This is a genomic window from Microbacterium sp. AK009, assembly GCF_013410955.1.
In the GTDB taxonomy this organism is placed as follows: Bacteria; Actinomycetota; Actinomycetes; order Actinomycetales; family Microbacteriaceae; genus Microbacterium.
On record NZ_JACCCG010000002.1, the window covers coordinates 299,960 to 326,682 of the forward strand.

General features: G+C 69.7%; 27 protein-coding genes. 7 read left to right on the plus strand and 20 right to left on the minus strand.

Annotated elements, in window-relative coordinates:
- Nucleotides 1-25 precede the first annotated feature (25 nt).
- Together HDC37_RS05375 and coaE are read right to left on the minus strand one after the other, a co-directional pair.
- Complete coding sequence (locus HDC37_RS05375) at nt 26-634, minus strand: hypothetical protein (protein ID WP_179559367.1); 609 nt, start codon at nt 632-634, stop codon at nt 26-28.
- A 40-nt stretch (nt 635-674) separates the two neighbouring features.
- Nucleotides 675-1,301, minus strand: a complete 627-nt coding sequence (coaE, locus tag HDC37_RS05380; protein ID WP_179559368.1) for a dephospho-CoA kinase — start codon at nt 1,299-1,301, stop codon at nt 675-677.
- A gap of 136 nt (nt 1,302-1,437) precedes the next feature.
- Between coaE and HDC37_RS05385 the strand changes: the two genes are divergently transcribed.
- Nucleotides 1,438-1,791 carry a response regulator gene (locus HDC37_RS05385; RefSeq protein WP_308472103.1) on the plus strand — a complete coding sequence of 118 codons (354 nt, stop codon included), beginning with the start codon at nt 1,438-1,440 and terminating at the stop codon, nt 1,789-1,791.
- Between the two features lie 3 nt (nt 1,792-1,794).
- On the opposite strand, the gene HDC37_RS05390 is transcribed toward HDC37_RS05385, so the two are convergent.
- The 8 genes from HDC37_RS05390 to HDC37_RS05425 form a co-directional block, all read right to left on the minus strand.
- Entirely contained in the window at nt 1,795-2,973 is a 1,179-nt protein-coding gene (locus tag HDC37_RS05390) for a hypothetical protein (RefSeq protein ID WP_179559369.1), read from the minus strand.
- Entirely contained in the window at nt 2,973-4,655 is a 1,683-nt protein-coding gene (locus HDC37_RS05395) for a cell wall metabolism sensor histidine kinase WalK (RefSeq protein WP_257021319.1), read from the minus strand. The genes HDC37_RS05390 and HDC37_RS05395 overlap by 1 nt, the downstream gene beginning before the upstream one ends.
- Nucleotides 4,656-4,659: 4 nt before the next feature.
- Entirely contained in the window at nt 4,660-6,261 is a 1,602-nt protein-coding gene (locus HDC37_RS05400; protein ID WP_179559370.1) for an MFS transporter, read from the minus strand.
- Between the two features lie 9 nt (nt 6,262-6,270).
- The gene (locus HDC37_RS05405) at nt 6,271-7,479 is read right to left on the minus strand and encodes an MFS transporter (RefSeq protein ID WP_179559371.1); all 1,209 of its coding nucleotides are present in this window, start codon (nt 7,477-7,479) and stop codon (nt 6,271-6,273) included.
- Between the two features lie 100 nt (nt 7,480-7,579).
- A complete protein-coding gene (gene rpsA, locus HDC37_RS05410; protein WP_179559372.1) occupies nt 7,580-9,034 on the minus strand; it encodes a 30S ribosomal protein S1 in 1,455 nt (484 codons plus the stop codon).
- A gap of 206 nt (nt 9,035-9,240) precedes the next feature.
- A complete protein-coding gene (locus tag HDC37_RS05415; RefSeq protein WP_179559373.1) occupies nt 9,241-9,630 on the minus strand; it encodes a hypothetical protein in 390 nt (129 codons plus the stop codon).
- 81 nt (nt 9,631-9,711) lie between these two features.
- Entirely contained in the window at nt 9,712-10,209 is a 498-nt protein-coding gene (locus HDC37_RS05420) for a MarR family winged helix-turn-helix transcriptional regulator (RefSeq protein WP_179559374.1), read from the minus strand.
- A 48-nt stretch (nt 10,210-10,257) separates the two neighbouring features.
- Nucleotides 10,258-10,917, minus strand: a complete 660-nt coding sequence (locus HDC37_RS05425) for an SDR family oxidoreductase (protein ID WP_179559375.1) — start codon at nt 10,915-10,917, stop codon at nt 10,258-10,260.
- 85 nt (nt 10,918-11,002) lie between these two features.
- On the opposite strand from HDC37_RS05425, the gene HDC37_RS05430 reads away from it, so the two are divergent.
- The 3 genes from HDC37_RS05430 to HDC37_RS05440 all read left to right on the plus strand — a co-directional run bounded on the left by HDC37_RS05430 (nt 11,003) and on the right by HDC37_RS05440 (nt 13,894).
- The gene (locus HDC37_RS05430) at nt 11,003-12,046 is read left to right on the plus strand and encodes an aromatic acid exporter family protein (protein ID WP_179559376.1); all 1,044 of its coding nucleotides are present in this window, start codon (nt 11,003-11,005) and stop codon (nt 12,044-12,046) included.
- Nucleotides 12,047-12,137: 91 nt separating this feature from the next.
- A complete protein-coding gene (locus HDC37_RS05435; protein WP_308472104.1) occupies nt 12,138-13,730 on the plus strand; it encodes a sodium-dependent transporter in 1,593 nt (530 codons plus the stop codon).
- Nucleotides 13,727-13,894, plus strand: a complete 168-nt coding sequence (locus HDC37_RS05440) for a methionine/alanine import family NSS transporter small subunit (RefSeq protein ID WP_179559378.1) — start codon at nt 13,727-13,729, stop codon at nt 13,892-13,894. Before HDC37_RS05435 ends, HDC37_RS05440 begins: the two co-directional genes overlap by 4 nt.
- Here HDC37_RS05440 and HDC37_RS05445 read toward each other — a convergent pair.
- The 4 genes from HDC37_RS05445 to HDC37_RS05460 are packed head-to-tail and all read right to left on the minus strand — an operon-like array spanning nt 13,855 to nt 18,132.
- The gene (locus HDC37_RS05445; protein ID WP_179559379.1) at nt 13,855-15,135 is read right to left on the minus strand and encodes a DUF6716 putative glycosyltransferase; all 1,281 of its coding nucleotides are present in this window, start codon (nt 15,133-15,135) and stop codon (nt 13,855-13,857) included. The two genes, HDC37_RS05440 and HDC37_RS05445, sit on opposite strands and share 40 nt — an antisense overlap.
- A complete protein-coding gene (locus HDC37_RS05450) occupies nt 15,132-16,004 on the minus strand; it encodes an N-acetylneuraminate synthase family protein (protein WP_179559380.1) in 873 nt (290 codons plus the stop codon). Before HDC37_RS05450 ends, HDC37_RS05445 begins: the two co-directional genes overlap by 4 nt.
- The gene (locus tag HDC37_RS05455) at nt 16,001-17,200 is read right to left on the minus strand and encodes an acylneuraminate cytidylyltransferase (protein WP_179559381.1); all 1,200 of its coding nucleotides are present in this window, start codon (nt 17,198-17,200) and stop codon (nt 16,001-16,003) included. The genes HDC37_RS05450 and HDC37_RS05455 overlap by 4 nt, the downstream gene beginning before the upstream one ends.
- Entirely contained in the window at nt 17,197-18,132 is a 936-nt protein-coding gene (locus HDC37_RS05460) for a hypothetical protein (RefSeq protein WP_179559382.1), read from the minus strand. The genes HDC37_RS05455 and HDC37_RS05460 overlap by 4 nt, the downstream gene beginning before the upstream one ends.
- A 213-nt stretch (nt 18,133-18,345) precedes the next feature.
- Here HDC37_RS05460 and HDC37_RS05465 point away from each other — a divergent pair, with 213 nt between their 5' ends.
- The 3 genes from HDC37_RS05465 to HDC37_RS05475 are packed head-to-tail and all read left to right on the plus strand — an operon-like array spanning nt 18,346 to nt 20,579.
- Nucleotides 18,346-18,849, plus strand: coding sequence for a hypothetical protein (locus HDC37_RS05465; protein WP_179559383.1), 504 nt, complete (start codon nt 18,346-18,348; stop codon nt 18,847-18,849).
- Nucleotides 18,840-19,607, plus strand: a complete 768-nt coding sequence (locus HDC37_RS05470; protein WP_179559384.1) for a hypothetical protein — start codon at nt 18,840-18,842, stop codon at nt 19,605-19,607. The genes HDC37_RS05465 and HDC37_RS05470 overlap by 10 nt, the downstream gene beginning before the upstream one ends.
- A 42-nt stretch (nt 19,608-19,649) precedes the next feature.
- Complete coding sequence (locus HDC37_RS05475) at nt 19,650-20,579, plus strand: 5'-3' exonuclease (RefSeq protein WP_179559385.1); 930 nt, start codon at nt 19,650-19,652, stop codon at nt 20,577-20,579.
- 179 nt (nt 20,580-20,758) lie between these two features.
- Here HDC37_RS05475 and HDC37_RS05480 read toward each other — a convergent pair whose 3' ends face one another.
- The 6 genes from HDC37_RS05480 to trpD form a co-directional block, all read right to left on the minus strand.
- Entirely contained in the window at nt 20,759-21,193 is a 435-nt protein-coding gene (locus HDC37_RS05480) for a hypothetical protein (protein ID WP_179559386.1), read from the minus strand.
- Nucleotides 21,194-21,221: 28 nt separating this feature from the next.
- Nucleotides 21,222-22,625, minus strand: coding sequence for a DUF222 domain-containing protein (locus HDC37_RS05485; protein ID WP_179559387.1), 1,404 nt, complete (start codon nt 22,623-22,625; stop codon nt 21,222-21,224).
- A 124-nt stretch (nt 22,626-22,749) separates the two neighbouring features.
- Nucleotides 22,750-23,274, minus strand: coding sequence for a hypothetical protein (locus HDC37_RS05490; protein ID WP_179559388.1), 525 nt, complete (start codon nt 23,272-23,274; stop codon nt 22,750-22,752).
- On the minus strand, nt 23,271-24,605 hold the full coding sequence (locus HDC37_RS05495) for a CynX/NimT family MFS transporter (protein ID WP_218869377.1): 1,335 nt from the start codon (nt 24,603-24,605) through the stop codon (nt 23,271-23,273). Before HDC37_RS05495 ends, HDC37_RS05490 begins: the two co-directional genes overlap by 4 nt.
- The gene (locus HDC37_RS05500) at nt 24,566-25,561 is read right to left on the minus strand and encodes a PHP domain-containing protein (protein ID WP_179559390.1); all 996 of its coding nucleotides are present in this window, start codon (nt 25,559-25,561) and stop codon (nt 24,566-24,568) included. The genes HDC37_RS05495 and HDC37_RS05500 overlap by 40 nt, the downstream gene beginning before the upstream one ends.
- Complete coding sequence (gene trpD / locus HDC37_RS05505) at nt 25,558-26,622, minus strand: anthranilate phosphoribosyltransferase (protein ID WP_179559391.1); 1,065 nt, start codon at nt 26,620-26,622, stop codon at nt 25,558-25,560. Before trpD ends, HDC37_RS05500 begins: the two co-directional genes overlap by 4 nt.
- Between the last annotated feature and the right edge of the window lie 101 nt (nt 26,623-26,723).

Below are 26,723 nucleotides of genomic sequence, written 5' to 3' on the forward strand. Positions count from 1 at the left end.
GGCGCGCCCTCCGACATCCGGCTCGTCAGCCGAATCCGCCGCCGAATCCCCCCGCGTCCATCCCGCCCACGCCGCCGCCGTCGCCGAATCCCCCGCCCCCGAACGCCCCGTCGCCGCCGTACCCCGCGGCGTCGACGGACGCCGCCATCGGATCGACGGTGTCGACGAGCCATCCGGGCTGCTCGGCGAGCATGAGCGATCCTGCGCCGACGGTGAAGTAGGCCGTGACCGCCTGCGTCAGGAGGAACTGCTGCGCGATGACGGTCATCACCCCGGCGCTCATCATGATCGACCGGGGGTCGACCGCCTCCCGCGGGTCACCCGCGTCGAGCGTCATCCGACCGTCCGCGCGCTCACGCCGGTACTGCTCGGCACGACGGACGAGCTTCGCGAGAAGACCCGGCTCGGCCTCGGCATCCCCTCGCTCCTCGTCGTTCATGAACGGCCGGAGCTCGGCGAGCATCTCCTGTCGGCGCTCGAGAGGCAGATCGCGGAACGCCGCGGCGTGCGCGCTCTCGATGACCGATGCCGGCAGCGTGTTCAGCAGGTACACGTACCGTGAGATCTGCTCCTCCTCGGTGACCGCGCGGTACGGAGCCTTCCGCCGCCGACGGAATCTCGAGAGCACACCCATGTCGGCTCCTCCTGGTCGATAGCGACAGGGTACGCCGTGCTCAGCGGCGGGCGGCCTTTTTCTCGGCGATCAGTCGGGGCAGCTCCTGCCAGAGCCGGTCGACCTGGGAGAGCGTGTCGGCCAGCGGCACCGCGGTGTCGACGACGACGTCGGCGAGGGCGAGCCGCTCGTCATCGGTCACCTGCGCGGCGATGCGGGCGGTGGCCTCCTGCTCGGTGAAGCCCCGGAGCTCGATCAGCCGTCGCCGTCGGGTCTCGGCGGGGGCATGGGCGACCACGATGAGGTCCCACGGATCGTCGGCCCGCGCCTCCGCGAGCAGCGGCACGTCGTAGACGACGACCGCCGCGGGGTCCGCCGTGACGGCCTCGGCGAAGCGTCGGGCCGACTCCTCGCGAACCGCCGGATGCACGATGGCGTTCATGCGTTCGACCGCCGCGGCATCGCCGAAGGTGCGGCCGGCCAGGGCGGCCCGATCCAGCGATCCGTCCTCGCGGAGGATGTCGCCGCCGAAGTCATCGGCGAGCGCTGCGAGGACCGGCGAGCCCGGTCTCTGCACGTCGCGGACGATCGCGTCGGCGTCGACGACCACGGCGCCGCGGTGGGACAGACGCCGGGAGATGGTCGACTTCCCCGAGGCGATGCCTCCGGTGAGCGCAAGCAGCGGCATCCTCCGAGCATGCCACGTCATGCCACGCCAGGGTCAGGGGGCGCCGGAGGCCGGCGCACTCTAGACTGGGTCGATCGGTCGCACCCCCGAACGCGACCGAAGCGAGCGAGGCAGCACGGTGCCACAGTCAGCCGTCGTGATCGAAGATGAGGCCGACATCCGGTCGCTCATCTCCCTCGTCCTGGAGTCGGCCGGCTACGCCGTCCACGCCGCCGACAATGGCCTGGACGGTGTCGAGCTGGTGCGCCGCGTGTCGCCGGAAGTGGTCACCCTCGACGTCAGCATGCCGGGGATCGACGGTTACGAGACCGCCCGGCGCATCCGCCGGTTCAGCGCCACCCACATCATCATGATCACGGCCTTCGTGCAGGAATCCGACGCGCAGGAGGGACTGGACGCCGGTGCCGACGAGTACCTCCGCAAACCCTTCCGCCCGCGAGAGCTGCGAGCCCGCATCGAGGCCCTCACGACGACCCGCCGTCCCGACTAGGCCTCAGCCGTCGGCGCTGCGCGCGACCACCACGGCCGAATCGGCGCTGGAGAATCCGCTCACGGCGCTGGCACGCGCCACCCGCAGGAGCGCTTCGGGGTCGTATCCGATCACATCGGTCAGTGCGACGCCGACGCCGACGACGGGAAGGCCGACACCGGAGAGCTGGCCGAGGGCGTCGAAACTGCCGCGATAGAGCGTCATGGCTTCCCGGCGGGCAGTGCTCGGCGAGGTCGCGGCGGTGACGAGAACGATCCCGCCTTCGCCGTCCTCCCCCATCACCGAGAACAGGGGCGCGTGGTGACGGACCGCCTCGCGCCACACGACGATCGCCTCGCGACGCGCCTCCTCGCCGAAAGCGGTGGCGATGTGCGCCAGGTCGTCGAGTCGGACCTCGATCACCGCGAGCGACACCCCCCGGGCCAGGGCCGTGGATGTCAGGGCGTCCAGGGCGGCCGGGAACCGCTTCTCGGTGAGGATCCCGGTCACGGCGTCCTCCACTCCGGCCAGCGCACGTTGATGACGCAGCTCCGCCCGCCCCGCTCGCAGCACGGAGGTCACGACCACCGCGACGATGATCAGGAGAACGGTCAGCATCCCCACGGCAACACTGCCGAACCAGGTCCGGAAGGCCGGGTCGTCGGGGCCGAGAAGGAGGAAGGCGACGAGACGGAGGACGAAGTAGACGGCCTCGATGGCGAACACCGCCCCGAGCACCCAGGCCGTCCGCATCCCGCCGAGGGAGCCTCGGAAGCACTCGATGCCCGCCGCCGCAGCGACGAGGACGAGAGCCCCGAACGTCCACGCCGCACCCGCCCAGTCGCCGAGGATCGGCTTCTCGAGCAGGGTAGCGACGGCGGTGACCGCCGTGAGTCCGCCGACCACGGCGATCGCTCGTCCGTTTCGGCGACCGTTGTAGAGGCGGCAGCCGATCCACATCGCGCCGGTCCCGGCGACGAACGCGGAGTTGCCTGCCACAACCGCCCAGAAGGCGGTGGGATCGGCGGCCCAGGCGAGGTAGAGCAGCGACGTCAGGATGGCGCCGAGGAATCCGAGCGCCCAGGCCCGCCCGGCCCGGTCATCTCGGCGGAGCACGGTCTCCAGCAGGAAGACAGTGCCCGCGACGAACACGACGAGAGCGGTCATCACCGCCGCCGTGACCAGATCGAGGTCTGCGAGCATCAGGCCTCCTCCGTCCCGCCGGGACGGGTTGCCGGCAGGGTCACGGTGAAGGTCGACCCCACCCCGAGCACGCTGCTGACCGTGATGTCGCCGCCGTGTCCACGCACGATGTCGCGACTGATCGCAAGGCCGAGGCCTGTGCCCGAGACCGGCGAGGAGCGCACCGCCACACCGCGGTAGTAGCGCTGGAAGAGTGCCTCGACATCCTCCTCGGTCATGCCCACCCCGGTGTCTTCGATCACGATCGCGGTCGATCGCCCGGTGGTGGCGGATTGCAGGGACACTCGTCCGCCTTCCCGGTTGTACTTGACGGCGTTGGAGAGCAGGTTGTCGATCACCTGCGCGAGCCGACGGGGATCGACGTAGGCGTGCGCCGGCCGCAGGCGGGTCGTGTCGATCGTCACACCGCGCTCGCCGGCACGGAGAACCAGCGACTCCACCGCGGCCCGGACGACGTCGGAGACCTCCACCACCTCCGGCTGCATGACGAGTTCGACGCGGTCGTCGGCCGCCGCCGACGCAGTCAGGACGTCGGAGACGAGTTCGAGCAGCTGCTCGGCGTTGCGGTCGGCGATCTGCAGGTTGGACCGGATGCGCGCAGGCGTCTCGGGGTCGTCGATGGCGAGCTCGATGTATCCGAGGATCGACGTCAGCGGAGTCCGCAGCTCGTGCGACACCGACGAGATCACCTCGTCGCGCGCCCGGGCTGCAAGCATCTCGATGGTGACGTCCCGGGAGACGACGACAGCACCGGCGTCGCGACCGTCGGCGTCACGCAATCGGCGCGCTGTGAAGCTCAACGCCCGCTGCGGACCGCCGGGCGTGCCGAACCACACGCGTTCGTCCTGGAAGACCGCGCCCCGGCGCGCCCTCTCGAGCGGCAGCTCATCGCGCGGGAGGGGGGTCGTGCGGTCGGCGCGGTACGCCTCGAGCTGATCGTCCCCCTCGACGTCGGCGATCACCTGCTGCAGGCGCGCGTGGGCGTCGTTGGTGACCGTGATCGCGCCGGTCTCATCGATGCGGATGATGCCGAAGTCGACGGCGTCGAGCACCTCGGTCACGATCTGCTCCTGACGCCGGGCTCGCTCGGCCGACTGCCGAAGCAGCGCTGCCTGCTTGTCCAGCAGCATCCGTTGCGCGGCCGCCCGTCGCGCGGCGAGGAAGGAGGTGATGCCGACGGCGACGAGCACCACGGGAAGGAGGACCGTGCTGAGGATCGCGGGATTCGGCGGGCCGAACGCGACGGTGATCCAGTATGTGATGCTGGCCGTGAGTACCCCGGAGATGAGTCCCACCATCCCGAACCCGGTGGCCAACCACATGACCGGGAAGATGAGCAGCAGCCCCGTCCCGAGTGCGGGAGCTGCGCCTCGGATGACGCCGACGGCGATGATGTCGGCGAGGGGGATGGCGATCAGCCACCACGACGACATCCGCTCCCACGGCACCACGAGCGCAAGCCCGGTGAGAACGAAGACCGCGATCACGCCCGCGAAGAAGGCCGCCATGCTCCCGACGAGGTCGGTGGCCAGCACCGCGATCGCGACCGCGAGCACGAGGGCGCCGAGGAGGAGCTGGGTGAGGGCGGGCGAACGCCCACGGGTGCGATCGGCCAGGACGACGTCGACCCAGCGCCGCGGCTGGACGGCCGCAGGCAGGGATGCGGTGGAGGTGACGTCCATGCGACTACGACCGTTCCGCCGGCAGTTCGGCGTCTTCGCGCGTGTACCCTGCGACGAGCTCCTGCTCGCGGGCGAAGCCGGGGAGGAAGACCGCCACGACCGTCGCGCCGAGGACGATCGCGATCGCCCCGATGAGATAGGCGAAGAACGCGCCGTCGAGCAGCGACTGCGTCGCACCCTGTGTGATCTCCGTGGCGTACTGCGGGTACTGCTCGGCGACCCGCAGTGCTGAGGCGTAAGAGGCCTGCAGCGCCTGCGTCACTTCGGCGCTCACCGATTGCGCCTGCGCCGACGCGGCGATCTGCCGGGCGAAGGAGGCTGCGAACCCGGCGGCGAGGACCGCGCCGAGAAGTGCCTGCATGATCGATCCGCCGAGGTCGCGCTGCAGGTCCGACGTCGCCGAGGCCATCCCGACCCGCCTCACCGGGGTGCTCTCGGTCAGCGCACGCGAGGCCGGCGTCATCGCGAACGCGGCACCGCTGCCGATGAAGAGGAACCCGGCGCCGACGAGCACGTACGGCGTCGACTCTCCCCAGAGCAGGGTGGTGAGAAAGCCCAGCAGCACGAGCGCGTATCCGGCCAGCATGGTCGTGCGCGACCCTCGGGCGGTGAGGAGCCGCGCCGACAGCGGTGCGCACAGGAGGAGCCCGACCGCGGCCGGCACCACCGCGAGCCCTGCGTCGAGCGTGCTGTAGCCGAGGATGTTCTGCAGGAACTGCTGCCCGACGAACATCGCCCCCATCAGGGAGCCGAAGACGATCGTGCCGCCGGTGGCCGGCACCCAGAACATCCTGCGACGAGCGACCTTCAGCTCGTAGATCGGATGCCGCGCCGCGACCTGGCGCCAGGCGAAGAGCGCCAAGAGTGCGACCGCGGCCCCCAGCAGGATCAGTCCGAGGGCGGTCTGGCCGGGCGCGAAGACCAGGCTCACCCCGAGGACGAGCGCCGCGATCGCGAGGGTCGCGAGGATTCCGCCGAGGTGATCGACGGGGTCGTCGGATTCTTTCACGTGCGAGGGGACGAAGACCGCGACGAGCACCAGGGCGGTCGCCGCGATGGGCGCAGCCAGCAGGAAGGCCGAGCCCCACCACCAGATCGTCAGCAGCAGACCGGCGAGCACGGAGCCGATGACCGCAGCCGTGGCGCTGACGCCCGACCACAGCGCGATTGCCACGGTCCGCCGGGGCCCCTGGGCCCACAGCGCCGTGATCAGCGACAGCGTGGTGGGAAAGGCCATGCCCGCCGCGACCCCGGTGAAGACCCGCGCGGCGATGAGCACCTCCACCGACGGGGAGAAGGCGGAGAGGAAGCTCGCGACGACGGTGAGTGCCAGGCCGAGCATCAGCAGCTGTTTGCGTCCATAGCGGTCGGCGAGCGCCCCGAGGTACAGCACCGACATGGCAAGCCCCAGGCCGCATCCGACGGCGACGAGGTTGAGCGCGGTCTGCGTGGCGCCGAAGGCGTCTCCGACATCGGGAAGGGCGACGTTGGCGGCGGCGAGGTTGATGTTGCAGACCAGTGCGGCCAGGATCAGAGCGGTCAGCACGAGCGGTGCCCGGGGCGGGACGGTGTCGAGGTCGGCGTCGCCCGCGCGTGTCTGCGTCACGCGCTCACTTTATCGAGGCGCACGACCTGCGGTGCGCAGCACCGCGGCGGCGGCGACCGCGGCAGCGGCGCACATCGCCGCGAGCGCGGTGATGAAGGCGGTCCAGCCCGACCCCGCGTAGACGAAGCCGAGGCACCAGCCGAACAGGCTGGATCCGCCGTAGTAGGCGAGGTAGTACAGCGCGGACGCCTGCGCCCGCGTGTCGGCGGACGCGGCTGCAGGGGCCCAACCCGACGCCACGGCGTGGGCCGCGAAGAACCCCGCGGTGAAGACGAGCAGGCCGATCAGGACGATCGCGGTCGACGGCGTCAGCAGCGCCGCCAGTCCGACGAGCATCGCCGCGATGCCGGCGAGGAGCACCGGGAGTCGCCCGTGGCGTACGGCGAGTGCGCCCGCCCAGGGCGAGGAGACGGTCCCGGCGAGGTAGGAGAGGAACAGCAGGGTCGCCAGCCATCCGGGCAGCGAGAACGGAGGCTCTGCGAGGTGGAACCCGAGGTAGTTGAACACGGCGACGAAGGCCCCCATGAGGAGGAATCCCTGCGCGTCGATCGCGAGCTGGGCGGGTGTGCGCAGGACGGCGGCGAGGCGCTCGCCGAGTCGGCGCTCCGGCCGATGGCGGTGGGCGACGAAACCCTGCGCGTGCGGGACGAGCCAGAGGAAGACGACGGCCGACGCTGCGCATAGGATCGCCACCGCCCACAGACCGCTCCGCCATTCGAGTATGTCGGCGACGGGGCCTGACACCAGCCGCCCCGACAGCCCGCCGACGGTCGTGCCGGCGATGTAGCTTCCCGCCGCCGACGCCGTGAAGCGCGCGTCGACCTCCTCGCTCAGATAGGCCAGGGCGATCGCCGGTATGGCCCCGAGCGCCACACCCTCGGCGAGCCGGATGCCGAGGAAGACGCCGACATCGCCCGACAGCGGCGCGAGCAGTCCGAGAAGCGTGGCGGCGCAGATCCCGATCGTCATCGCCGGAACGCGCCCGTAGCGGTCGGCGACGATGGACCATGGGATGACGGCTGCGGCCAGTCCCAGGGTCGTGGCCGACACCGCGAGAGAGGCGGTCGGCGGCGAGACGCCGAGGTCGGCGGCGATGAGCGGCAGCACCGCCTGCGGTGAGTACAGCTGCGCGAAGGTGGCGATCCCGGCGAAGAACAGGGCGATGAGGAGACGTCGGTAGGCGCGTGATCCCGGCACGTGCCCGGTCGCATCGCTCATCGGTCCGACGCTTCGCGACGCATCCCGTCGCCTCAGTACCTGCACGGCAGAGGGCCGGAACCCTGGGCGGGTTCCGGCCCTCTGCGCGGGTGGTGCGGGCTCAGCGACCCGACAGCTTCTCACGAAGCGCGGCAAGCGCCTCGTCGTCAGCCAGAGTACCGCCGGCCGAAGAGTCGGACGAGAACGACGACGAACCCGTCGACTCGGCCGCGGGCGCGTTCGCCTCGGCCTCGAGGGCCTTGACGACGGCGGCCTTGTGGGCCTCCCAGCGCGCCTGTGCGGCGGCGTAGTCCTGCTCCCAGGCTTCGCGCTGCTCGTCGAAGCCTTCCTTCCACTGGTTGGTCTCCGGGTCGAAGCCCTCGGGGTACTTGTACTCCCCGTTCTCGTCGTACTCGGTGACCATGCCGTAGAGGGCCGGGTCGAACTCGGTGCCGTAGGGGTCGACCGACTCGTTGGCCTGCTTCAGCGACAGCGAGATGCGGCGACGCTCGAGATCGATGTCGATGATCTTGACGAAGACCTCTTCACCGACCGAGACGACCTGCTCTGCGAGCTCGACGTGCTTGCCCGAGAGCTCGGAGATGTGCACGAGACCCTCGATGCCGTCCGCGACGCGGACGAACGCGCCGAACGGCACGAGCTTGGTGACCTTGCCCGGTGCGATCTGACCGATCGCGTGGGTGCGGGCGAACACCTGCCACGGGTCTTCCTGCGTCGCCTTCAGCGACAGGGAGACGCGCTCGCGGTCGAGGTCGACCTCGAGGATCTCGACGGTGACCTCCTGGCCCACCTCGACGACCTCGGACGCGTGCTCGATGTGCTTCCACGACAGCTCGGAGACGTGCACGAGGCCGTCGACGCCGCCGAGGTCCACGAAGGCACCGAAGTTGACGATCGACGAGACCGTTCCCTTGCGGACCTGACCCTTGTGCAGGTTGTTGAGGAACGTCGTGCGCGACTCGGACTGCGTCTGCTCCAGCAGAGCACGACGCGAGAGGACGACGTTGTTGCGGTTCTTGTCGAGCTCGAGGATCTTCGCCTCGATCTCCTGACCCAGGTAGGGGGTGAGGTCACGGACGCGGCGCAGCTCGATGAGCGAGGCGGGGAGGAACCCGCGCAGGCCGATATCGACGATGAGGCCACCCTTGACGACCTCGATCACCTGGCCGGTGACGACACCGTCGGTCTCCTTGATCTTCTCCACGTCGCCCCAGGCGCGCTCGTACTGCGCGCGCTTCTTGGACAGGATGAGGCGGCCTTCCTTGTCCTCCTTCTGGAGGACGAGCGCCTCGACGTGGTCGCCGACGCCGACGACCTCGTTGGGGTCGACATCGTGCTTGATCGAGAGCTCGCGCGAGGGGATGACGCCCTCGGTCTTGTAGCCGACGTCGAGGAGGACCTCGTCGCGGTCGATCTTCACGACGGTGCCTTCGATGAGGTCTCCGTCGTTGAAGAACTTCAGGGTCTTTTCGACCGCGGCCAGGAAGTCCTCGGCAGATCCGATGTCGTTGATCGCGACCTGCTTGGTGGCCGGGGCGGTCGTTGCGGTAGTCATGTAGTGGGTTGTCCTTGGTGGTGTGGTGTTCGGGCCTCGGCTGCCTGAGTCGCACGCGAAAGCGGACGGTCTCCGACCCCGAGGCGGAGCGGATTGTGGTCGTACGGTGTCACATGTAGCGTGCAGGCCCACGCGTCACCCCGAGCTCGAAACCCGGGCATGGCGGAAACCGTCACACGCGTGACACTTCAGGTTATCAGAGTGCGTCAGCCCGCGGAGACCTCGACCGTGAACTCCAGCGGCTGGATCCCGCCGTCCTGATTGGTCATCGTCACCGTCGTCGTCCCCTCGGCGAGCGCACGCACCCCGGGGTTGAAGGTGGCGCTGCCGTCATCCCTGCCCTGCACGAATTCCGCCACGGCAGGATCGGCGACCTTCCCCTCGTAGCTGTCGATCGCGAGGTCGCCGGTGTCGATGTTCAGCACCTGACCGACGATGAGTTCGACCGTGGCGCCCTGCAGATCGTTCGCCGACTCCGTGACGGGGGCGATCACGGATGAGGTCTCGGGGCTCGGCTCGCCGGGCGCGCACGCGGTGAGCACGACGGCGAATGCGGCGGCGGAGAGGACGGCGAGGACGAGCTTCGGGCTGCGCATGCTCTCACATTGGCAGGTGAGGTCGGCGAAAGGGAAGGATGCGCCGCCGCGGGCCGGTGCGCAACGCCGCCCGCGCCCGCCTCAGACCAGGAGACGCCCGAGGAGACGGGTGAGCAGGCCCTGCTCCTCGCGGGACAGGCCCGCGAGCTCCTCGGCCTCGCGCCGGACGAGCTCCGTCATCGCGGCGTCGACCCGCTCCGTGCCCTCGGGGCTCAGTCGCACCAGCACGCCCCGACCGTCGCGCGGGTTCGGCCGACGCTCGACCAGGCCCCGTGCGGCGAGCTTCTCCAGGCGGTTGGTCATCGCTGCACTGCCGATCATGGTGGATTCGATCAGCTGCGCGGGGCTCAGTTCGTGGGGATCCTCCGCGCGGCGGAGGGCGGCGAGCACGTCGAACTCCCACACCGACAGACCTGCGCTGTAGAAGGCCTCGGCGCGGAGACGGGCCAGTCGCAAGGCGACGCGCCGCAGCCGGGACATGACGTCGAGCGGCGTGAGATCGACGTCGGGGAGCCGACGGGACCACGCGTCGATCAGCAGATCGACGTCGTCATCCCTCTCCCGGGCCTCCCCGCTCATACTCCGACCGTAGCGGACGCCACGAGGGGTGAGCCGCGTCTCCCGGCGCTAACGCGCGTCGGATGACGCGACGACGGCCTCGGCGATCGGCTGCTCTCCCCCGCCGAAGCGCAGCGTCCGCCGGATGGTGGCGGGCTCGTCCAGCGCTGCGGCGATGACCGCGGCGACGTCCTGGCGCGGTACCGCGCCGCGGCCCTCCGGATCGACCGTGATGCGCCCTGTGCCCGGGTCGTCCAGGAGTGCGCCCGGTCCGAGCACCGTCCACTCGAGGTCGGTGCCGCGCAGATGATCGTCGGCGGCGAGCTTGGCGTCGGCATACGGGAAGAAGTCGTCGTCCTCCGGCACACCATGGTCGGCCGTGGACCCCAGCCAGGACACCATGAGGTAACGCGCGACCCCCGCGCGGCCGGCGGCGTCCATCGAGCGGATCGCCGCGTCGCGGTCCACCGCGTACGTGCGCGCAGCGTCGCCACCGCCGGCACCCGCCGACCACACGATCGCGTCGTGGCCCGCGACGAGCTCGGCGAGCGCTTCGGCGCCAAGCTGCTCGATGTCGGCCACGCGAGGCGTCGCTCCGGTGCCCTCGACCTCGTCGACGTGAGCGGGATTGCGGATGACCGCGGTCACCTCGTCCCCGCGCGAGATCAGCAGCGGCGCCAGAAGCATCGCGACCTTGCCGTGTCCACCGAAAACCAGCACCCGAGACATCCGCTCTCCTTCTCTTCGACGAACCCTCAGCCCACCGGGCGTCGTCGGCGCTGTCAACCCCGCCCGACGTGGCTAGCGTTGAGGTATGCGACTGACCTCGGCGATCCGCGCCCCGCGTCGAGCGCCCCTGCTGCAGGTGGCCAAATCCGCGATCGCGACCGTGGCGGCCTGGCTCATCGCGGGCTGGCTCATCCAGGGCCCTCCCCCGGTGTTCGCCGCGATCGCCGCGCTTCTGGTGGTGCAGCCGAGCCTCAACCAGTCGTTCGCGAAGGCGATCGAACGAAGCGTCGGCGTCATCGTCGGCGTCGCCATCGCCTCCGGGCTCGGGATGGTGTTCGGTGACGCCACCTGGGTCGTCCTGGTCGCCATCATCGTCGCCCTGATCGTGGCATGGGCGGCCCGCGTGACCGCGGGGACGGCGAACCAGGTCGCCATCAGCGCGGTGCTCGTGCTGGCCCTCGGCGCCACGACCCCCGATTACGCCGTCGACCGCATCCTCGAAACGATCATCGGCGCGATCATCGGCATGGTGGTGCACATCGTGATGGTGCCGCCGGTCGCGGTGGCCCCCGCGCACGAAGCCGTCGACAGGGTCGGCGAAGAACTCGCCCGATCGCTCGAACGTCTCGCGGGTGCGCTCACCGCGCAGCAGACGCGTCCGCAGATCGAAGAGCTCATGCTCACCGTCCGGCTGCTCAGGCCCATGGTGGTCGATGCCGACGAGGCCATCGTGACCGCCCGCGACTCCCTGTCCCTGAATCCCCGCGCCCGGCGGTATCGGGCGGAGCTCGATGAGATCGAGCAGCTCCTCGCTCGCTTCAGCCCGATCGTGACCCAGACGATCGGGATGACACGTGCGGTCTACGACCATTACGACGCCAGCCTCGCCACCGAGCCCGCGGTCCTCGCGATCGCCGATCAGCTGCGCCGCGCGGCGCATGACATCCGTCTGGATCTGCGGCGCGCCCCGCGCGCGGGCGACGCGGGGCCGACGGCGACGACCACGATCCCCGCGCTCACCGCTCCCCTGCGGCTCACCGCGCCGTCGGCGACGAACTGGATCGTCGTGGGCTCGCTCATGGAGGACCTGCGCCGCATCCACGATCAGCTCAGCGAAGGGAATCCGTGACCGGCCGTGGAGGGGGATGTGGCCCGCCCCCGGGGCTGATAGCGTGCGGGGGCACCGCGGTGACGCACCACAGCCACGACGGAGGACGACAGTGACCCAGAACGCCCCCTCCCCTACGGCAGCAGCCCGGCCCCGGGAACAGTGGACCGGACAGGTCGGCTTCATCCTCGCGGCGATCGGATCGGCGGTCGGCCTCGGCAATATCTGGCGCTTCCCCGGGGTCGCCTATGAGAACGGCGGTGGTGCCTTCCTCATCCCCTACCTGGTGGCGCTCCTGACCGCAGGTATCCCGATCCTCTTCCTGGACTACGCCCTCGGGCACCGGTTCCGGGGTGCCGCACCCACCGCATTCCGCCGGATCGGCCGATCGATCGGGCGCTTCACCGAGTCGCTCGGCTGGTTCCAGGTGGCGATCGCCTTCGTGATCGGCCTCTACTACACGGCGGTCATCGCCTGGGCGCTCAGCTACTTCGTCTTCTCTTTCGATCTGCGCTGGGGCGATGACCCGGCCACCTTCTTCCAGGCCGACTACCTCCAGGTCGGCGACCCCGGGCTGAGCCTGGAGTTCGTGCCGGGCGTGCTCATCCCCCTCGCGCTGGTGTGGATCGCCGCGATCGCGGTTCTCGCCGCGGGCGTGGCCAAGGGACTGCAGCGGGCGAACGTCATCTTCCTCCCCATCCTCATCGTGGCCTTCCTGGTGCTGGTCGTGCGCGCCCTCTTCCTCGACGGCGCGGCCGACGGGCTGAACGCGCTGTTCACCCCGAACTGGACGGCCCTGGGCGATCCGAACGTGTGGATCGCGGCGTACAGCCAGATCTTCTTCTCGCTGTCGATCGCCTTCGGCATCATGATCACCTACGCCTCCTACCGACGCCGACGATCGAATCTGACTTCCCCGGGCCTGGTGGTGGCGTTCGCGAACTCGTCGTTCGAGATCCTCGCCGGCATCGGCGTGTTCGCCACGCTGGGGTTCTTCGCCTTCCAGCAGGGCATTCAGGTCGCCGAGCTCGAGGGCCTGACCGGCGTGGGGCTGTCGTTCATCACCTTCCCGGCGATCGTGTCGCAGATGCCCGGTGGGCCGCTGTTCGGCTGCCTGTTCTTCGGCTCGCTCACCCTCGCCGGCTTCACGTCGCTGATCTCGGTGCTGCAGGTGGTCTCGGCCGCCTTCCAGGAGAAGTTCCGACTGACACCGCGTGTGGCGGCCACGGCCGTGGGCTCGGTCTCCGCGGTGCTGTCGATCCTGCTCTTCTCCACCACCACCGGCCTTCTGGCGCTGGATGTCACGGATCAGTACGCCAACAACGTCGGCATCGTCGCTTCGGCGATCCTCACCACGATCGTGGTCGTCTGGGTGCTGCGCGGCGGCCCCGAACTGCGCTACCACCTCAATGCGGTGTCGACCTTCCAGGTCGGACGCGTGTGGGTGCTGCTCGTGGGCGTTCTGGCGCCGATCGTGTTGGCCTACATGCTGATCCAGCGCATCGTCGTGCTGATCCTGGAAGGGTACGGCGGCCTTCCGGAGTGGTATCTGCTGGTGTTCGGCTGGGGCACGATCGCGTTCATCGTGGTCGCGGCCGTCGTGATGTCGGCGCTGAAGTGGCGCGACTCGCCGGATGGGTTCCGCCCGTGGCCCCCGTTCCCGCCGGAGGGTCAGGCGGCGACCCGGAAGGAGCAGGCGAAATGACCGGTCTCGCCATCGCATTCCTCATCCTGTCGATCGTCATCGTGTGGGGCGGTCTGGCCGTCAGCATCCTCTTCCTGCGCTCGCGCCCCGAGCCCGCCGAGTACCCTCCGGGCGGGGTGGACGATCACCGCGAAGACATCGGTCCGGCCGAACGCGACACCTGAAGCCGGTTGCCGGCGCGCCGCATCGTCCGCACGATGCTGCGCACGGGAATGCCGACCACGAGTGCCCACCGCCCTGCCGGTGAGCGATCCATCCTCCCGAGGACGCTCTTGCGCTCCCAAGCCAGGCGCAGGCGTCCCCCGCGGCCCGTCGGGAGGATGGGGTGGGCCAGCAGTCCTCGCCGCCGGAGGTCGACCAACCGCTCGATGGCCGCGGTCCAGTCATCCTCTTCCGCGTCGTGCAGGTAGTTCTCCCGCGACCACGACGTCGGGGGGAGCCGGAATCGGCCGGCGAGAAGATCGTCCTCGCCGCCGAGGACACCGCTGCCTTCGAAGACCACGTTGATCAGGGCAGGTGAGACGCCGAACGTGTCCAGGGCGAGGACCGGGATGCCACGGGCGATCGCCTCGATCGCCGCGGTCGAGCTGACCGTGACGAGCCCGGTTGCCTCATCGAGGGCCGACTGCATGGGTGCGGTGGAGAGGACGAGGTTCTCCGGAAGCGGGCCGAGGGAGCGCAGGAGCTCGGGGTAGGAGTGACTCTCGCGGTGGGTCTGGTGCTCGCCCGCTGCGGCCCGCAGCTTGACCACGACCCGCCGTGCTACGTCGGCCGACGCGAGGCGCCGGAGCATATCCGCCACTCGTACGCGGTCGTCGCGCTCGCTCGGCACGACGGCCTGGGCGGCGAAGACGATGTCGGTCGCCTCGCCGACGCGCCCCCGACCGCCCGCCCGCACGGCAGCCGCAGCGAACGGCAGCGTGGCCAAGGCGAACCGGTGACGGATGGACGTGGACACCGACAGCGCTGCGAAGTCCGCGCGCTCGCGCCGGGAGTGCACGACGAACAGATCGGCTCCCTGCCGGTAGAACAGGGCCTTCCGGGTGGCGGGGACGGAGATGCCGGGAAGGCCCGTCACCACGACCGGTCGCGCAGGTCCGGCTGCGAGCAGACGCACGAGAACCCGTGCGAGCGGGCCGCGCGCCCCGACGATGACGACGTCCGGCGGATCGTCGACCACGCTCCGCTGCAGCTCGGCGAGGGTCAGCCGTTCGACGGCGTCGGCGGGGAGACCGCTCGTGGCCAGAGCCGCGCGCAATTGGTCGTCCGATACCGCGAGAGGCGTGTCGAGGATCCTCATCGAGCGCTCCCAGGTGGCCGGAGCGCTCCCGACGAGCGCCGCCGCCCACTTCACATAGGAATCGGTGTCGGCGATGCCGACGATCCGGATGCTCCCTGCCGTCACGTCGTGACGCGTCGGAGCTTCGCCAGCGGGCCACGCTCGCTGTCGTACACGCGCTTGACGCCGTCGCCGAGGGCCGCCTCGATGATCCGGATGTCACGCACGAGGTGCTGCAGACCGGCGGGTTCGAGCGACGCAGCGTGGTCGGAGCCCCACATCGTGCGATCGAGCGTGATGTGGCGTTCGACGGCGACGGCGCCCAGCGCGACGGCGGCGAGCGAGACCTGCAGGCCGCGTTCGTGGCCGGAGTATCCGACCGGTACGCCCGGGAACCGGTCGCGCAGCGCCGGGATCATGCGGAGGTTGGCCTCCTCCGGCTCCATCGGGTAGGTCGAGGTGGCGTGCAGCAGCACGAGGTCATCGGTGCCGAGGGCGTCGACGGCCGCGCCGATCTGCGCCATGGTCGACATGCCGGTGGACAGGATGACCGGCTTGCCGGTGTCGCGGAGGGCGCCGAGCAGGGCACGGTCGGTGAGGCACGCCGAGGCCACCTTGTGCGCGCCGACGCCGAGGTCTTCCAGAAACGCCACGCTCGGCACATCCCACGGCGATGCGAACCACTCCAGTCCGCGCAGGATCGCGTGGTCGGAGATCTCGATGTACTGGTCGCGGTCGAATTCGACACGGCGACGATAGTCGAGATAGCTCATCGTGCCCCACGGCGTCTCGCGGGGAATGTCGCGCATGTGCTCCGGGGTCGAGATTTCGGGAGTGCGCTTCTGGAACTTCACCGCGTCGACGCCCGCGTCGGCGGCGATGTCGATCAGGCGCTTGGCGGTCTCGACATCGCCGTTATGGTTCAGTCCGATCTCGCCGATGATGTAGGCGGGGTGGCCGCCTCCGATGACGCGGGAGCCGATGGTGACGGTCATGGGGTGGTCCTGTTCTCGTGGAGGGCGGGGACGGGTGTCGAACCGCGGCGGGCGCGGAGGACGCGCTCGGCGAGCTCTCGCACGGCACCGTCGCCGCCGCGGCGGTCGAGGACGACGCGCGCCGCGCTCAGGACGACGGGGTCGGCGTCGCCGACGGCGACGGGCCATCCCACGAGGTCCATCGCGGGCACGTCGTTGACGTCGTTGCCGAGGTAGGCGATCCGCGACAGCGGGATGCGTGCGGCGTCGGCCCAGCTGCGGAGGGCGCCGGCCTTGTCGTCGACCCCCTGAAGGACCTCAACGCGGAGCTTGCGTGCTCGGGCGCCCACGACCGGGTTCTCCTCGGTGGAGAGGATGAGGAAGGGGATGTGGGCGCGCCGGAGGCGCGCGACGCCCATGCCGTCGGAGCGGCTGACGCGCACCGCTTCGACACCGGACTCGGTCACGGTGACGGTGTCATCGGTGTGCACGCCGTCGAAGTCGGTGACGACGGCGTCGACATCGAGAGGTTCGGGTGCGTCGATGAGAGGAGCGAGGGCGCGAGCGACCTCCAACTCGGCGAAGGAGTCGATCTCGATCGCTGTGCGCTCGGGCACCGCGGCGATCCCGACGCTGCCGAAGAAGCGGTGACGGACTGTGCGGAAACCGCGGGCTCGCATGACGTAGAACGCGCCCGTTTCAAGGTAGTGGGGTTCTCGCTCCTGCCGGCGTGGTCGATGATCGGCCTGATGGTTGATCGCCTCGGCGCAGTCTCCGGTGCCCTTGCGCCACAGGAATCCGTACGTCTCGATCGCCGAGAACACGCTGTCACGGCGGCGGTGCTGCACAAGGCGGATGGCACTGGCGAGCGCTTCGCTGTCGATGAACGGCGAAGTGGCCTGAAGGAACACGACGACCCCGACGTTGACGTCGCGCGCCTCGAGCTCATCGAGCGCATGGAGGATCGCCGACTCCGAGCTTGCGGTGTCGCCGGAAAGGTGGGCGGGGCGCCGGATGACCTCAGCTCCCCACTCTTCGCCGACGGCGGCGATCTCGTCGTCGTCGGTCGAGACGCAGACGCGGTCGATGAGATCGCAGCGCCGGGCCGCCTGGATCGCGCGACCGATGAGAGGGATGCCGCCGACGCGGCGGAGGTTCTTGCGGGGAACCCCCTTCGACCCGCCCCGGGCAGGGATGATCGCGACGACGTCGCTCACGTCTGGAACCCCGCCTGGCGCGAGGCCGCCGGCACCGGCTCACCATTGATGGTCGAGCCGCTGCCGGCGAGCACGAGTCGCAGAGTGGTCGAAGTCGTTGACGGAAGTGTGTGAAGGTGCACGGGTCGGGTCGCTCCGGCGAGGATCAGCTCGACGGGGACGGATGTCGCGGTGACCGTGAGTTCCGGAATGCGCCGAACGGCCTCGAGCTGTTCGGCGGTCTCGCGGCGGTGCGGGAGATACGTCGTGGGTCCCGTGTCCGCCGGTGCTGAGGCGGCCAGGGCGGTGAGCCACGCCAGATAGGTCTCGCGCGGCATCCGTCCATCGATCGGTCTGGCGCTTCCGAGGATGACGCGGGTGCCGAGATCTGCCGATGCGGGAGCGGTGGCGCGCGTCCAGGCGAAGGTGTGCTGCGCGATGCCGAACCCGCGGTCTGCCAGGGCCGCCAATCGGTCCTCTCCGAGGTCGAAGGCGGTGAAGAGGTGGGCAGCGCCTGTTCGGGCACGGCGGGCGATCGACTCGGCGGCGAACGGTGCGGCGAGGGAGGTCAGCCCCCGCTCGGTGACGTGTGGGCGCGCGTAGGGGCGGCGCTGCAGAAGGGTGTCGGCGAAGGGCAGGGCGATGGCGCCGTCGTCGAGGAAGGTGAGGGTGCGGGGACGCAGGACGGCGGCGGCGAGGCGGAACTGTCCGGAGAATCCGTCGCCGACGAGCCAGTGCGGATGCTGTGACAGCAGCTTCCACGGAACGCCGAGGTAGGGCTCCATCTCGCCGAAGCGCGCTCCGCGCGCGAGGAGGAGGTCGGCGGTTTCGGACATCTGCGGCGTCAGGCGGCCGGCGACGGGAACGGTCCTCCGATGTGTTGCGGCCCACTCGGCGGCACCGATCAGCTGCAGGGGTGACTCCACCCACGCCAGCACCGCGTCTTGGTTCATGCCACCTCCTGGAGGGTCCAGGTTCGAGTGCGCGGGTGAACACGGGGTGGTGCCCTGAGGGTCGGTAGGACGACGGGCAGGTGAACGGCCGGTGCCGGGGCGGGTGCGGGGTGTGGATAACTTCGAGCCTTCGCGCCGAGGCGCATTACGGTGGTGTCCGTGAAAAGCCGGGTCGGATCAGGGACGCGCGGCGCGCTGTCGGGTGTCGCGGCTATGGCGCTCAGCCTGGTGCTCGTCACCGGGTGCACGCCGCAGCCCGAGCCGGTGGAGTCGCAGGCGCCCTTCGCCACGGAGGAGGAGGCCTTCGCCGCCGCCGAGGAGACCTATCGCAACTACGTCGACGCCCTGAATGCCGTCGACCTGAGCGATCCCGAGACCTTCGAGCCTGTCTACGAATGGACGACCGGCGACCTCAACGCAAGCGATCGCGAAGGCCTTAGCCAGTACCATGCGGCCGGAGCGGAGGTCGGCGGTACCTCCACGCCGGTGATGATCGAACCAGTCACGGTGGACCCGGAAGCAGGTCACGTCGACCTAGCGGTCTGTTTGGACGTGTCGACGGTCACCGTTCAGGACGCCGATGGATCGTCCCTCGTCGACCCGAATCGAGTACCGATTCAAAGCCTCACGGTGGAGCTTGTTGAGGACAACGAATCGGGAACCGGACTGAAGCTCTCCGCCATCTCCGGGCGGCAAGGTGAACCGACATGCGGTTGACGCTCTCTGCTGTACTCGTCGCTTCCACGCTGCTGGCAGCAGTGCCGTCCTCCACCCAGTGCAACGACGTTGGGACCTGGACGTCGACTTGCGTTGAGAACACCGGCACCGAGGTCAACGTCGGCGCCAGCACGGGCTCGGGCGGAGGCGGTTCGCAGAACGGTGATGCTCCTCGCGGGAGCGGATCCGAGAGCGTCGGAGACGCCGAGCCGGCGGAACCCGACTGCGTCGTCGAGCTTCGGCGGTGCGACATCAACTACCAGGTCGAGGCTCCGCCCGAGGTGACGATCGAGGACCTCGCATCGTTCCGCCCTGCGGTGCCGCAGCTCGGCGGCGACCCCGCGGGGTTCGGTGTGGTCGGAATGCCGACGAATGTCTACGCATCCGCGACCGCGCAGGAGATCCCCGGTGAGATCCTCGGCTGGGACGTCGTGGTCCGGTTCGAGCCGGCGGCGTACGTCTTCTCCTACGGGGACGGCACGACCGCACGATCCTCTTCGGGCGGGTCGTCATGGTCGGCGCTCGGTCAGCCACAGTTCACTCCGACCGCTACCAGTCACGTGTACGCCGAGCGGGGGGTGTACCCGGTGTCGGTGACAGTGGAGTACACCGCTGCCGTGACCTTCGGATCGACGTGGCGCCCTGTTCCGGGCGTCGTCACCTCTTCGGCCGGCGGCTACGCCGTAGACGTCCGCGCGGTGCGCACGGCACTGGTCGATCGGACGTGCCAGGAAGACCCAGGCGGTCCGGGCTGTTGACCTCGCGCGAGCGAGCGCCGGTCGACGTGACAGGATGTGCGCATGCCGGATCGCCTGATGCTGCTCGACTCCGCGTCCCTGTACTTCCGCGCGTTCTACGGCGTGCCCGACACGGTGAAGGCGCCCGATGGCACGCCCGTGAACGCGGTGCGCGGATTCCTCGACATCATCGCCAAGCTGGTGACGACCTACGAACCGACGCGACTGGTGGCCTGCTGGGACGACGATTGGCGGCCCCAGTGGCGTGTCGATCTCATTCCCTCCTACAAGGCGCATCGCGTCGCTGAGATCGTCGCGGGCGGGCACGACGTCGAGGTAGTGCCCGATCCGTTGGAGGTGCAGGTACCCATGATCCGCGAGACGCTCGACGCGCTGCGCATCCCGATCGCCGGCGCGACCGACTACGAAGCGGACGACGTCATCGGCACGCTGGCGACGACAGCGACGATCCCGGTCGACATCGTCACGGGTGATCGGGACCTCTTCCAGCTCGTGGATGATGGCCGCGACGTCCGGGTCATCTACACGGCCCGCGGCATGAGCAATCTCGACGTGATCACCGGTGACGTGGTGACCAAGAAGTGCGGGGTGCGACCCGACCAGTATGCGGATTTCGCCACTCTCCGCGGAGACACGTCCGACGGTCTTCCCGGTGTCAGTGGCGTCGGCGAGAAGACAGCAGCAAGTCTGCTGTCGCAGCATGACGATCTCGCCGGGATCATCGCAGCGGCCGAGGCCGGCGAGGGCATGTCTGCGGGCCTCAGATCCAAGATCCTGGCCGCACTCCCCTACCTCGAGGTGGCTCCGCGGGTCGTCGCCGTGGCCCGTGACCTCGACATCACCGTCACCGGTGACGACCTGACGCCCCTCGATCCGCCGGCGACGGAGACCGCGCGCGAGCTCGCCGAGCGCTGGGCGCTGGGTGGTTCGATGGATCGGGTCCTGGCGGCGATCGGCGTCGAGGACGCGTAGCTTCCCCTCCCCCACCGTCGAGGTGGGAAACCAGGCAGACTATGGTCCGGAGGTATTCCGAAGGGTGTCCGGGGCCGTCTGAGCGTCTTCCCGCGACATGCCCTGCCCTCGGGATACCGCGAATGATCGGCCGTCCGGTCCACGGTCTCGGACGGCCAGCAGCGACAGAGGCGCGCTCGTCACCTGGGTATCCCGTCCTCCGGCCCGGCCGCACCAAGGACCGACCTCTTTATCCCGCGATCATCGAGATGGCTGAGGACGCGTGCAACGAACTCCGCGACGTGCGGCGACCCAGACGCCGTCAGGCCCTCGCCGCTCACCAGCGCCGAGATGAGCGCGTTCTTCACCTCGGTCCGGCCGATTCTCCAAGGCACCGCGAACGCGAGAACATCGAAGTCCTTCTTGTCATAATCCGGGATGCTTGCGCGGATACGGCCGGTATCGGGCTCCTCACTGGTGACGTGCAGGTACGCTCGCAGCTCGGGATCGAATCCCGTGCCACCGACGTATGCCACTGCTTCCGCCACGACATCGATCCAGACATAGATCCAAGAGCCGGACGGTTGCGCGCGCCCCGCGCGGACCCGGATCTCGCGTGGGCCGTCGATGCTCATCGGCTCACGCTACCGAACGCGTCGGTTCTCAGAAGGGCGCAGGGGTGTCGTCGGATGGTCGAAACGAGACCATGACGGTGGGTGGCGGCGGCATATCGGTGTAGACGCGTCCGAGGGGAGAGGTCCACTCGAGGACTCCGCCGGGGAGTTGGCGGACTTGCCATCTCGTATGGTGTTTCAGGCTGTGGTGGCGTCTGCAGAGGTGCGCCTGGTTGCAGGTGCTGGTCTCGCCGCCGTGATGGTGGTCGTCGGTGTGATCGCAGTCGCAGCTGATGGCGGGCATGATGCATCCCGGGAAGCGGCAGGTGCGGTCTCTGGCCTTGAGGAGCCGGTCCATCGGCTTGGGCCGCCGGTAGGTGTCCACGGCCACCACGGCCCCCGTGACGGGGTCGGTGAGGACCCGCTCCCACTCGTTCGCCGGCGACCCCGCCATCTCGCGCGCAGTGTCGGGGTCGACGGGGCTCTTTCCGACCAGATCGGCGGCGTCGTCATCGACCCCGAGCAGCGTCGTGGCCGCGACGACGACCTGTACCCGCCCGCGGATGCCGCCGAGGACTCCCGGGCCGTCACCTGCCGCGGTCGGGTCGCCGTCGGGGACCCCCGATACGAGAAGCTGCCCCAAGATATCGGCGCGGATCTGATCGAGGGTACGCGTATCGGACGCGATCAGCTCCAGCTCCTCCCGGCGTTCCCGCACCTCGTCGGGCATGCCGGGAATTTCCTGGCCGAGCCCGTCGACCCATTCCTTCCGCAGCGCCTGCAGTTCCCGTTTCGACGCCTGACGGTGGTCGATGATGGTCCGCGCCATCTCGGTGAGCCGGTCGAAGCTCCCCGCGGCGACCACGGTGGGAAGGATCGTGATCATCTCGCTCATCGCGTCCGGCAGCGGCACCACGCGTACCGACCGGGTCTCGCGCGCGCGTCGGTGACGGGTTTCCATCGACTCCGGCATCGCCTTCTCGGCCAGCAGCTGGAGCGCCTGCCGGGCACGTCCGGGTGTGGTCGCCTCGCACTCGACCAGCGCGGCTTCCTCGAATCGTTCCCGTGCCTCCGGCGGCAGCCCGGCCCCGAGATCCGTGATCACCGTGACGTGCCCAGGGCCGATCCGGCCCGTCTCCCATGCCTCCAACGTCGCGGGATAGTCCTCCGCCACCATCCTCGCCCGGCCGATCCGGGCCTGCACGGTCCGGTCTGAGACCCGCAGCACCCCGCCGATCTCGGCCGCATACGAACGGATCAGCATGTCGTGGTCGCGCACGTTCTGCGGCGACGACGCCGTCAGTCGCTGCGCCAGCTGTCCCACCTCGGCGAGATAGCGCGACTGTTCCGCCTGCGCCGCAGCGATCAGCTTCGTCGTGCGCTCGATACCGGCAACGAGGGCGACCAGTTCGTCATCACCTTCGAATGCTCCCGGTGTCACTGTCGAAGACATGTTCCCATGATGGCAGAGGCCTCCGACATCGATCCCCCGTATTCACGTGCCACCGCAGACCGGTGGACACGTCGCTTCGACCCCCATGTGTGCAGGAGACGACATGCGCTGGAGACGCCGGCCCTTACTTGGCCGGCAGACAGCCCCCGTCGAGAAGGAGCCCGCCGACCTCGATCTGCACCGCCTGCGCGGAGATCTCCCCGTAGAAGCACCCACCGGCCGCGCCCATCGCACCGAAGAGGAAACCGTCTGATTCGCCCCGCGTCTGCACGTCCGTCAACCCCGCATCGTGCAGCGTCGCGACGACCGACTCCGGCGTGACCGCGCCATCGCTGCGCAGCGAGTCCAACGCCACGACCACCTCGGGAAGGACCTCGCGGTTCGCCGCGACAGCGTCATCCGAGAGCGGCATCCGCTCGCGGTAGCCGTCGTTGGCGGCCATGGCGGCGTCGGGGTCGTACGGAGCGCACTCCGGCGGCAGCTCGACGCCCGGCACAGCAGGACACGCCGCCGTCGGCGACACACTCCCCGCCCCGGTCTCGCCCGAGACCCCCGCTCCCCCGCCGGCGCACCCGGTGACGGCGGTCGCCACGCACCCCAGGACGACACCGAGGCCGGCCGCATCCGCGAGACGCCGATGCCGCGTCATCCTCGTCTGCCCCTCTTCCCGCCGCGCGGTCCACTCCGCATGGCCGCGACACTAGCCCCGATGAGCACCGCGGAATAGACCCCGACGAGCGCGAGGACGAGAACGAGCGCGGGGGTCCAGCTTCCGCTGAGATCGTGCAGGAGGCCGAACAGCGGCCCTCCCGCTGCGGCCACGACGTACCCGCCGCCCTGCACGAACGCCGACAGGCCTGCCGCCTCGCTGTCGCTGCGCGCCACGGCCACGAGCGCCGAGAAGATCACGACGAACCCGCCCGCGTGGCCGATCGCGCCGATCGCGAGCCACAGCGCGAGCAGCTCGGGCGCCGCGAGCAGTCCGACACCCAGCACCACCCACGAGATGCAGACCACGGTCGGCGGCACCAACCGCGGTGTCCAACGTGCGAGGAACGGCACCACGAACGCTCCGGCGATGCCGGCGCCCTGGTAGATGGAGGCGAGCGCCCCGGCGGCGTCCGGCCCGACGCCGAGTTCGTCCGACGCGATGGCGGGCATCCACGTCGAGAGGCCGTAGTAGAGGAAGCTCTGCAGCCCGAAGGATGCCACGAGCAGCCAGGTGACCGGCCGACGCATCATCGACCGCTCCGCCCGACGCGAGGCCACCACCGGCAAGGGGCCGGTGATCGTGGCGGGATTGATGTCGAGAGCGGATGCCGCGCCCGCATCGTCGCGCGACGGTGCCAGGTCGCCGGAGTACCGCTCCGCGTCCTCGCCCTGACGCCGCGACCGCGCGAGATGCATCCCCCAGAGGACGATGCCGGCGATGGTGATCGACGACCATGCCAGCAGCGCCCATGACCACCCGATGAGGGATGCCAGGGGCGCGGTCAGCGAGGAGGTGAGGAGGGACCCGACGTTCATCGTCGCCGTGTACGCCGCCGTGACGACCGCGACCCGCTCGGGCGGTACGTCGCGGCGGATGATCACGGGGATCACGACGTTCCCGATGGTGATGGATGCTCCGATCACCACCATTCCGGCGAGCATGAATCCGAAGTCGGGAACCGAGCGGATCACGGTGCCCAGGAGCACGCCGGACAGCGAGACGAGGAGAGCGGTCTCGGCGCCCGTCCGACGGACGAAGATCGCCGCAAGCGGGGTGAGCAGTGCGAACATCAGCACGGGCGCGGTAGTGAGAAGACCGGCGGTCGCACCGGTGATGCCCAGGTCCGCCTCGATGTCGCGCAGCACCGGCGTCGGCGAGACGATGGGGCCGCGCAGGCTCAGTGAGGCGGTGAGGACGCCGGCGATGACGAACCAGGGGAACGCACGTCTCACCGCCGCGCGCCCGTCCACTCCCGGAGCTTCTCCCACGGCCAGGTCGTCACGATCCGCTCCGCGGGCACGCCGGCCTTCTCGGCGCGTTCGGCGCCGTAGTCCAGCAGCGACAGCTGTCCCGGTGCGTGGGCATCGGAGTCGATGGAGAACAGGCAGCCGGCGTCGAGGGCGACGGCGATGAGCTCGTCGGGCGGATCCTGGCGTTCCGGGCGGGAGTTGATCTCCACCGCGACCCGGTGCTCCGCGCAGGCGTCGAACACCGCGCGCGCGTCGAACTCCGACGGCGGACGCGTCCCGCGCGATCCCTCCACAAGCCGCCCCGTCACATGGCCGAGCACGTCCACGCGGCCGCTCGAGACGGCCGCGACCATCCGCCGCGTCATCGGACCGCGCTCCATGCGCAGATGGGAGTGCACGGAGGCGACGACCACGTCCAGCTCGCGCAGAAGGTCGGTCTCCTGATCCAGACCGCCGTCGTCCAGGATGTCGACCTCGACTCCGGTGAGGACCGTGACACCGCCGGAGGGAAGCGAACGAATGACCCCCAGTTGTTCGCGCAGCCGCTCAGCCGACAGTCCGTTCGCCACGCGCAGACGCGGAGAATGGTCGGTCAGCGCGAAGTACTCGTGTCCGAGGTCGTTCGCGGCGGCGACCATCAGGTCGATCGAGGTGAGACCGTCCGACCACTCGCTGTGCGCGTGGAGGTCTCCTCTGAGGAGGGGCCGCAGCGTCGACATCCGCTCTTCGCCGGCTTTTGCCCGGAGATCCGTCAGGTACTGCGGAACCCGGCCGGAAAGGGCCTCCTGGATGACGGCGAACGTCGAGTCTCCGATGCCCCTCCGCCGCTTCAGCGAAACCGTGTCGCGCAGCTGCGCGTCGTCGAGGCCGGCGATGGCGTCGGCGGCGGTGCGGAAAGCCTTGGACTTGTACCGCGACGACCGCTCGCGCTCGAGGAGTCGCGCGATCTCGGTCAGCGCATCGTGTGGGTTCATGCCCCCGCGAGCGCCTGTGAGGTGGTGACCCATTCATCGAGCTTGCGGGCGGCTTCGCCGTCGTCGATGGCGGCTGCCGCCGCATCCCGTGCCTCGGCGAGCCGCTCCAGGATCGGGCGGCCCGCCTGGCCGGGATCGCGGAAGAGCCGATACGCGACGATGCCGGCAGCGGCGTTGAGCAGCACGATGTCGCGGACCGGACCGCTCTCGCCGTCGAACACGCGGCGTACGACCGCGGCGTTGTCCTCGGGCTGTCCACCCAGCAGATCGTCGATGTCTGCCAGCGGGATACCGAGGTCTCGCGGGTCGAGGTCGTGCTCGTGCACGTCGCCGAGGCTGATCTCCCACAGGCGGCTGTGCCCGGTGGTGGTGAGCTCATCCAGTCCGTCGTCGCCGCGGAAGACCAGTGCGGTCGCCCCTCTCGTGCGGAAGACGCCGGTGATGAGGGGGACGCGGTCGAGGTTCGCCACCCCCACGGCGTTCGCCTCGGCGCGGGCGGGGTTGCAGAGCGGCCCGAGGAAGTTGAACACCGTGGGGACGCCGAGCTCACGCCTCACGGGGCCGGCGTGGCGGAATCCGGGGTGGAAGGCCGTCGCGAAGGCGAAGGTGATGCCCGCGCGCGAAAGACTCTCGGCCACGGCCGCAGGGTCGAGGGTGAGATCGATGCCGAGGGCCGAGAGCACGTCGGACGATCCCGACGACGAGCTGGCCGCCTTGTTGCCGTGCTTGACGACGGGGATTCCGGATGCCGCGGCGACGATGGCGGCCATGGTCGAGACGTTCACCGTGCCGAACCTGTCGCCGCCCGTGCCGACGATGTCGAGCACGTCAGCGGGAACGTCGAGGGGCACCGCCGCCTCGAGGATCGCGTCGCGGAAACCCACGATCTCGTCGACGGTCTCGCCTTTCGCGCGCAGTGCGAGGAGGAAGCCGCCGATCTGCGCGGGCGTCGCGTCGCCCGACATGATCCGACGCATCGCCCAGGTGGATTCGGACACGCTGAGGTCGCGTCGATCCAACAGGCTCGTCAGCACACCCGGCCACGAAAAGAGCTCCGCCATGGCCATCAGCCTACTGTCGAGCCTCGTCCGGGCATTTCGAAGGCTTTTGTGAGGCGAACCTCAGCGATCGTGCAGTCCGTGGATTGGTTCGACGGTGAGAG

Coding starts and splice junctions, on each gene's coding strand:
- HDC37_RS05405 (WP_179559371.1), bottom strand. CDS start 7,479: ATGAGCGATGCGACCGGGCACGTGCCGGGATCACGCGCCTACCGACGT.
- HDC37_RS05430 (WP_179559376.1), top strand. CDS start 11,003: ATGCGACTGACCTCGGCGATCCGCGCCCCGCGTCGAGCGCCCCTGCTG.
- HDC37_RS05475 (WP_179559385.1), top strand. CDS start 19,650: ATGCCGGATCGCCTGATGCTGCTCGACTCCGCGTCCCTGTACTTCCGC.
- HDC37_RS05425 (WP_179559375.1), bottom strand. CDS start 10,917: ATGTCTCGGGTGCTGGTTTTCGGTGGACACGGCAAGGTCGCGATGCTT.
- HDC37_RS05450 (WP_179559380.1), bottom strand. CDS start 16,004: ATGACCGTCACCATCGGCTCCCGCGTCATCGGAGGCGGCCACCCCGCC.
- rpsA (WP_179559372.1), bottom strand. CDS start 9,034: ATGACTACCGCAACGACCGCCCCGGCCACCAAGCAGGTCGCGATCAAC.
- coaE (WP_179559368.1), bottom strand. CDS start 1,301: ATGCCGCTGCTTGCGCTCACCGGAGGCATCGCCTCGGGGAAGTCGACC.
- trpD (WP_179559391.1), bottom strand. CDS start 26,622: ATGGCGGAGCTCTTTTCGTGGCCGGGTGTGCTGACGAGCCTGTTGGAT.
- HDC37_RS05485 (WP_179559387.1), bottom strand. CDS start 22,625: ATGTCTTCGACAGTGACACCGGGAGCATTCGAAGGTGATGACGAACTG.
- HDC37_RS05440 (WP_179559378.1), top strand. CDS start 13,727: ATGACCGGTCTCGCCATCGCATTCCTCATCCTGTCGATCGTCATCGTG.
- HDC37_RS05395 (WP_257021319.1), bottom strand. CDS start 4,655: ATGGACGTCACCTCCACCGCATCCCTGCCTGCGGCCGTCCAGCCGCGG.
- HDC37_RS05500 (WP_179559390.1), bottom strand. CDS start 25,561: ATGAACCCACACGATGCGCTGACCGAGATCGCGCGACTCCTCGAGCGC.
- HDC37_RS05375 (WP_179559367.1), bottom strand. CDS start 634: ATGGGTGTGCTCTCGAGATTCCGTCGGCGGCGGAAGGCTCCGTACCGC.
- HDC37_RS05420 (WP_179559374.1), bottom strand. CDS start 10,209: ATGAGCGGGGAGGCCCGGGAGAGGGATGACGACGTCGATCTGCTGATC.
- HDC37_RS05465 (WP_179559383.1), top strand. CDS start 18,346: ATGGCGCTCAGCCTGGTGCTCGTCACCGGGTGCACGCCGCAGCCCGAG.
- HDC37_RS05460 (WP_179559382.1), bottom strand. CDS start 18,132: ATGAACCAAGACGCGGTGCTGGCGTGGGTGGAGTCACCCCTGCAGCTG.
- HDC37_RS05415 (WP_179559373.1), bottom strand. CDS start 9,630: ATGCGCAGCCCGAAGCTCGTCCTCGCCGTCCTCTCCGCCGCCGCATTC.
- HDC37_RS05480 (WP_179559386.1), bottom strand. CDS start 21,193: ATGAGCATCGACGGCCCACGCGAGATCCGGGTCCGCGCGGGGCGCGCG.
- HDC37_RS05470 (WP_179559384.1), top strand. CDS start 18,840: ATGCGGTTGACGCTCTCTGCTGTACTCGTCGCTTCCACGCTGCTGGCA.
- HDC37_RS05390 (WP_179559369.1), bottom strand. CDS start 2,973: ATGCTCGCAGACCTCGATCTGGTCACGGCGGCGGTGATGACCGCTCTC.
- HDC37_RS05490 (WP_179559388.1), bottom strand. CDS start 23,274: ATGACGCGGCATCGGCGTCTCGCGGATGCGGCCGGCCTCGGTGTCGTC.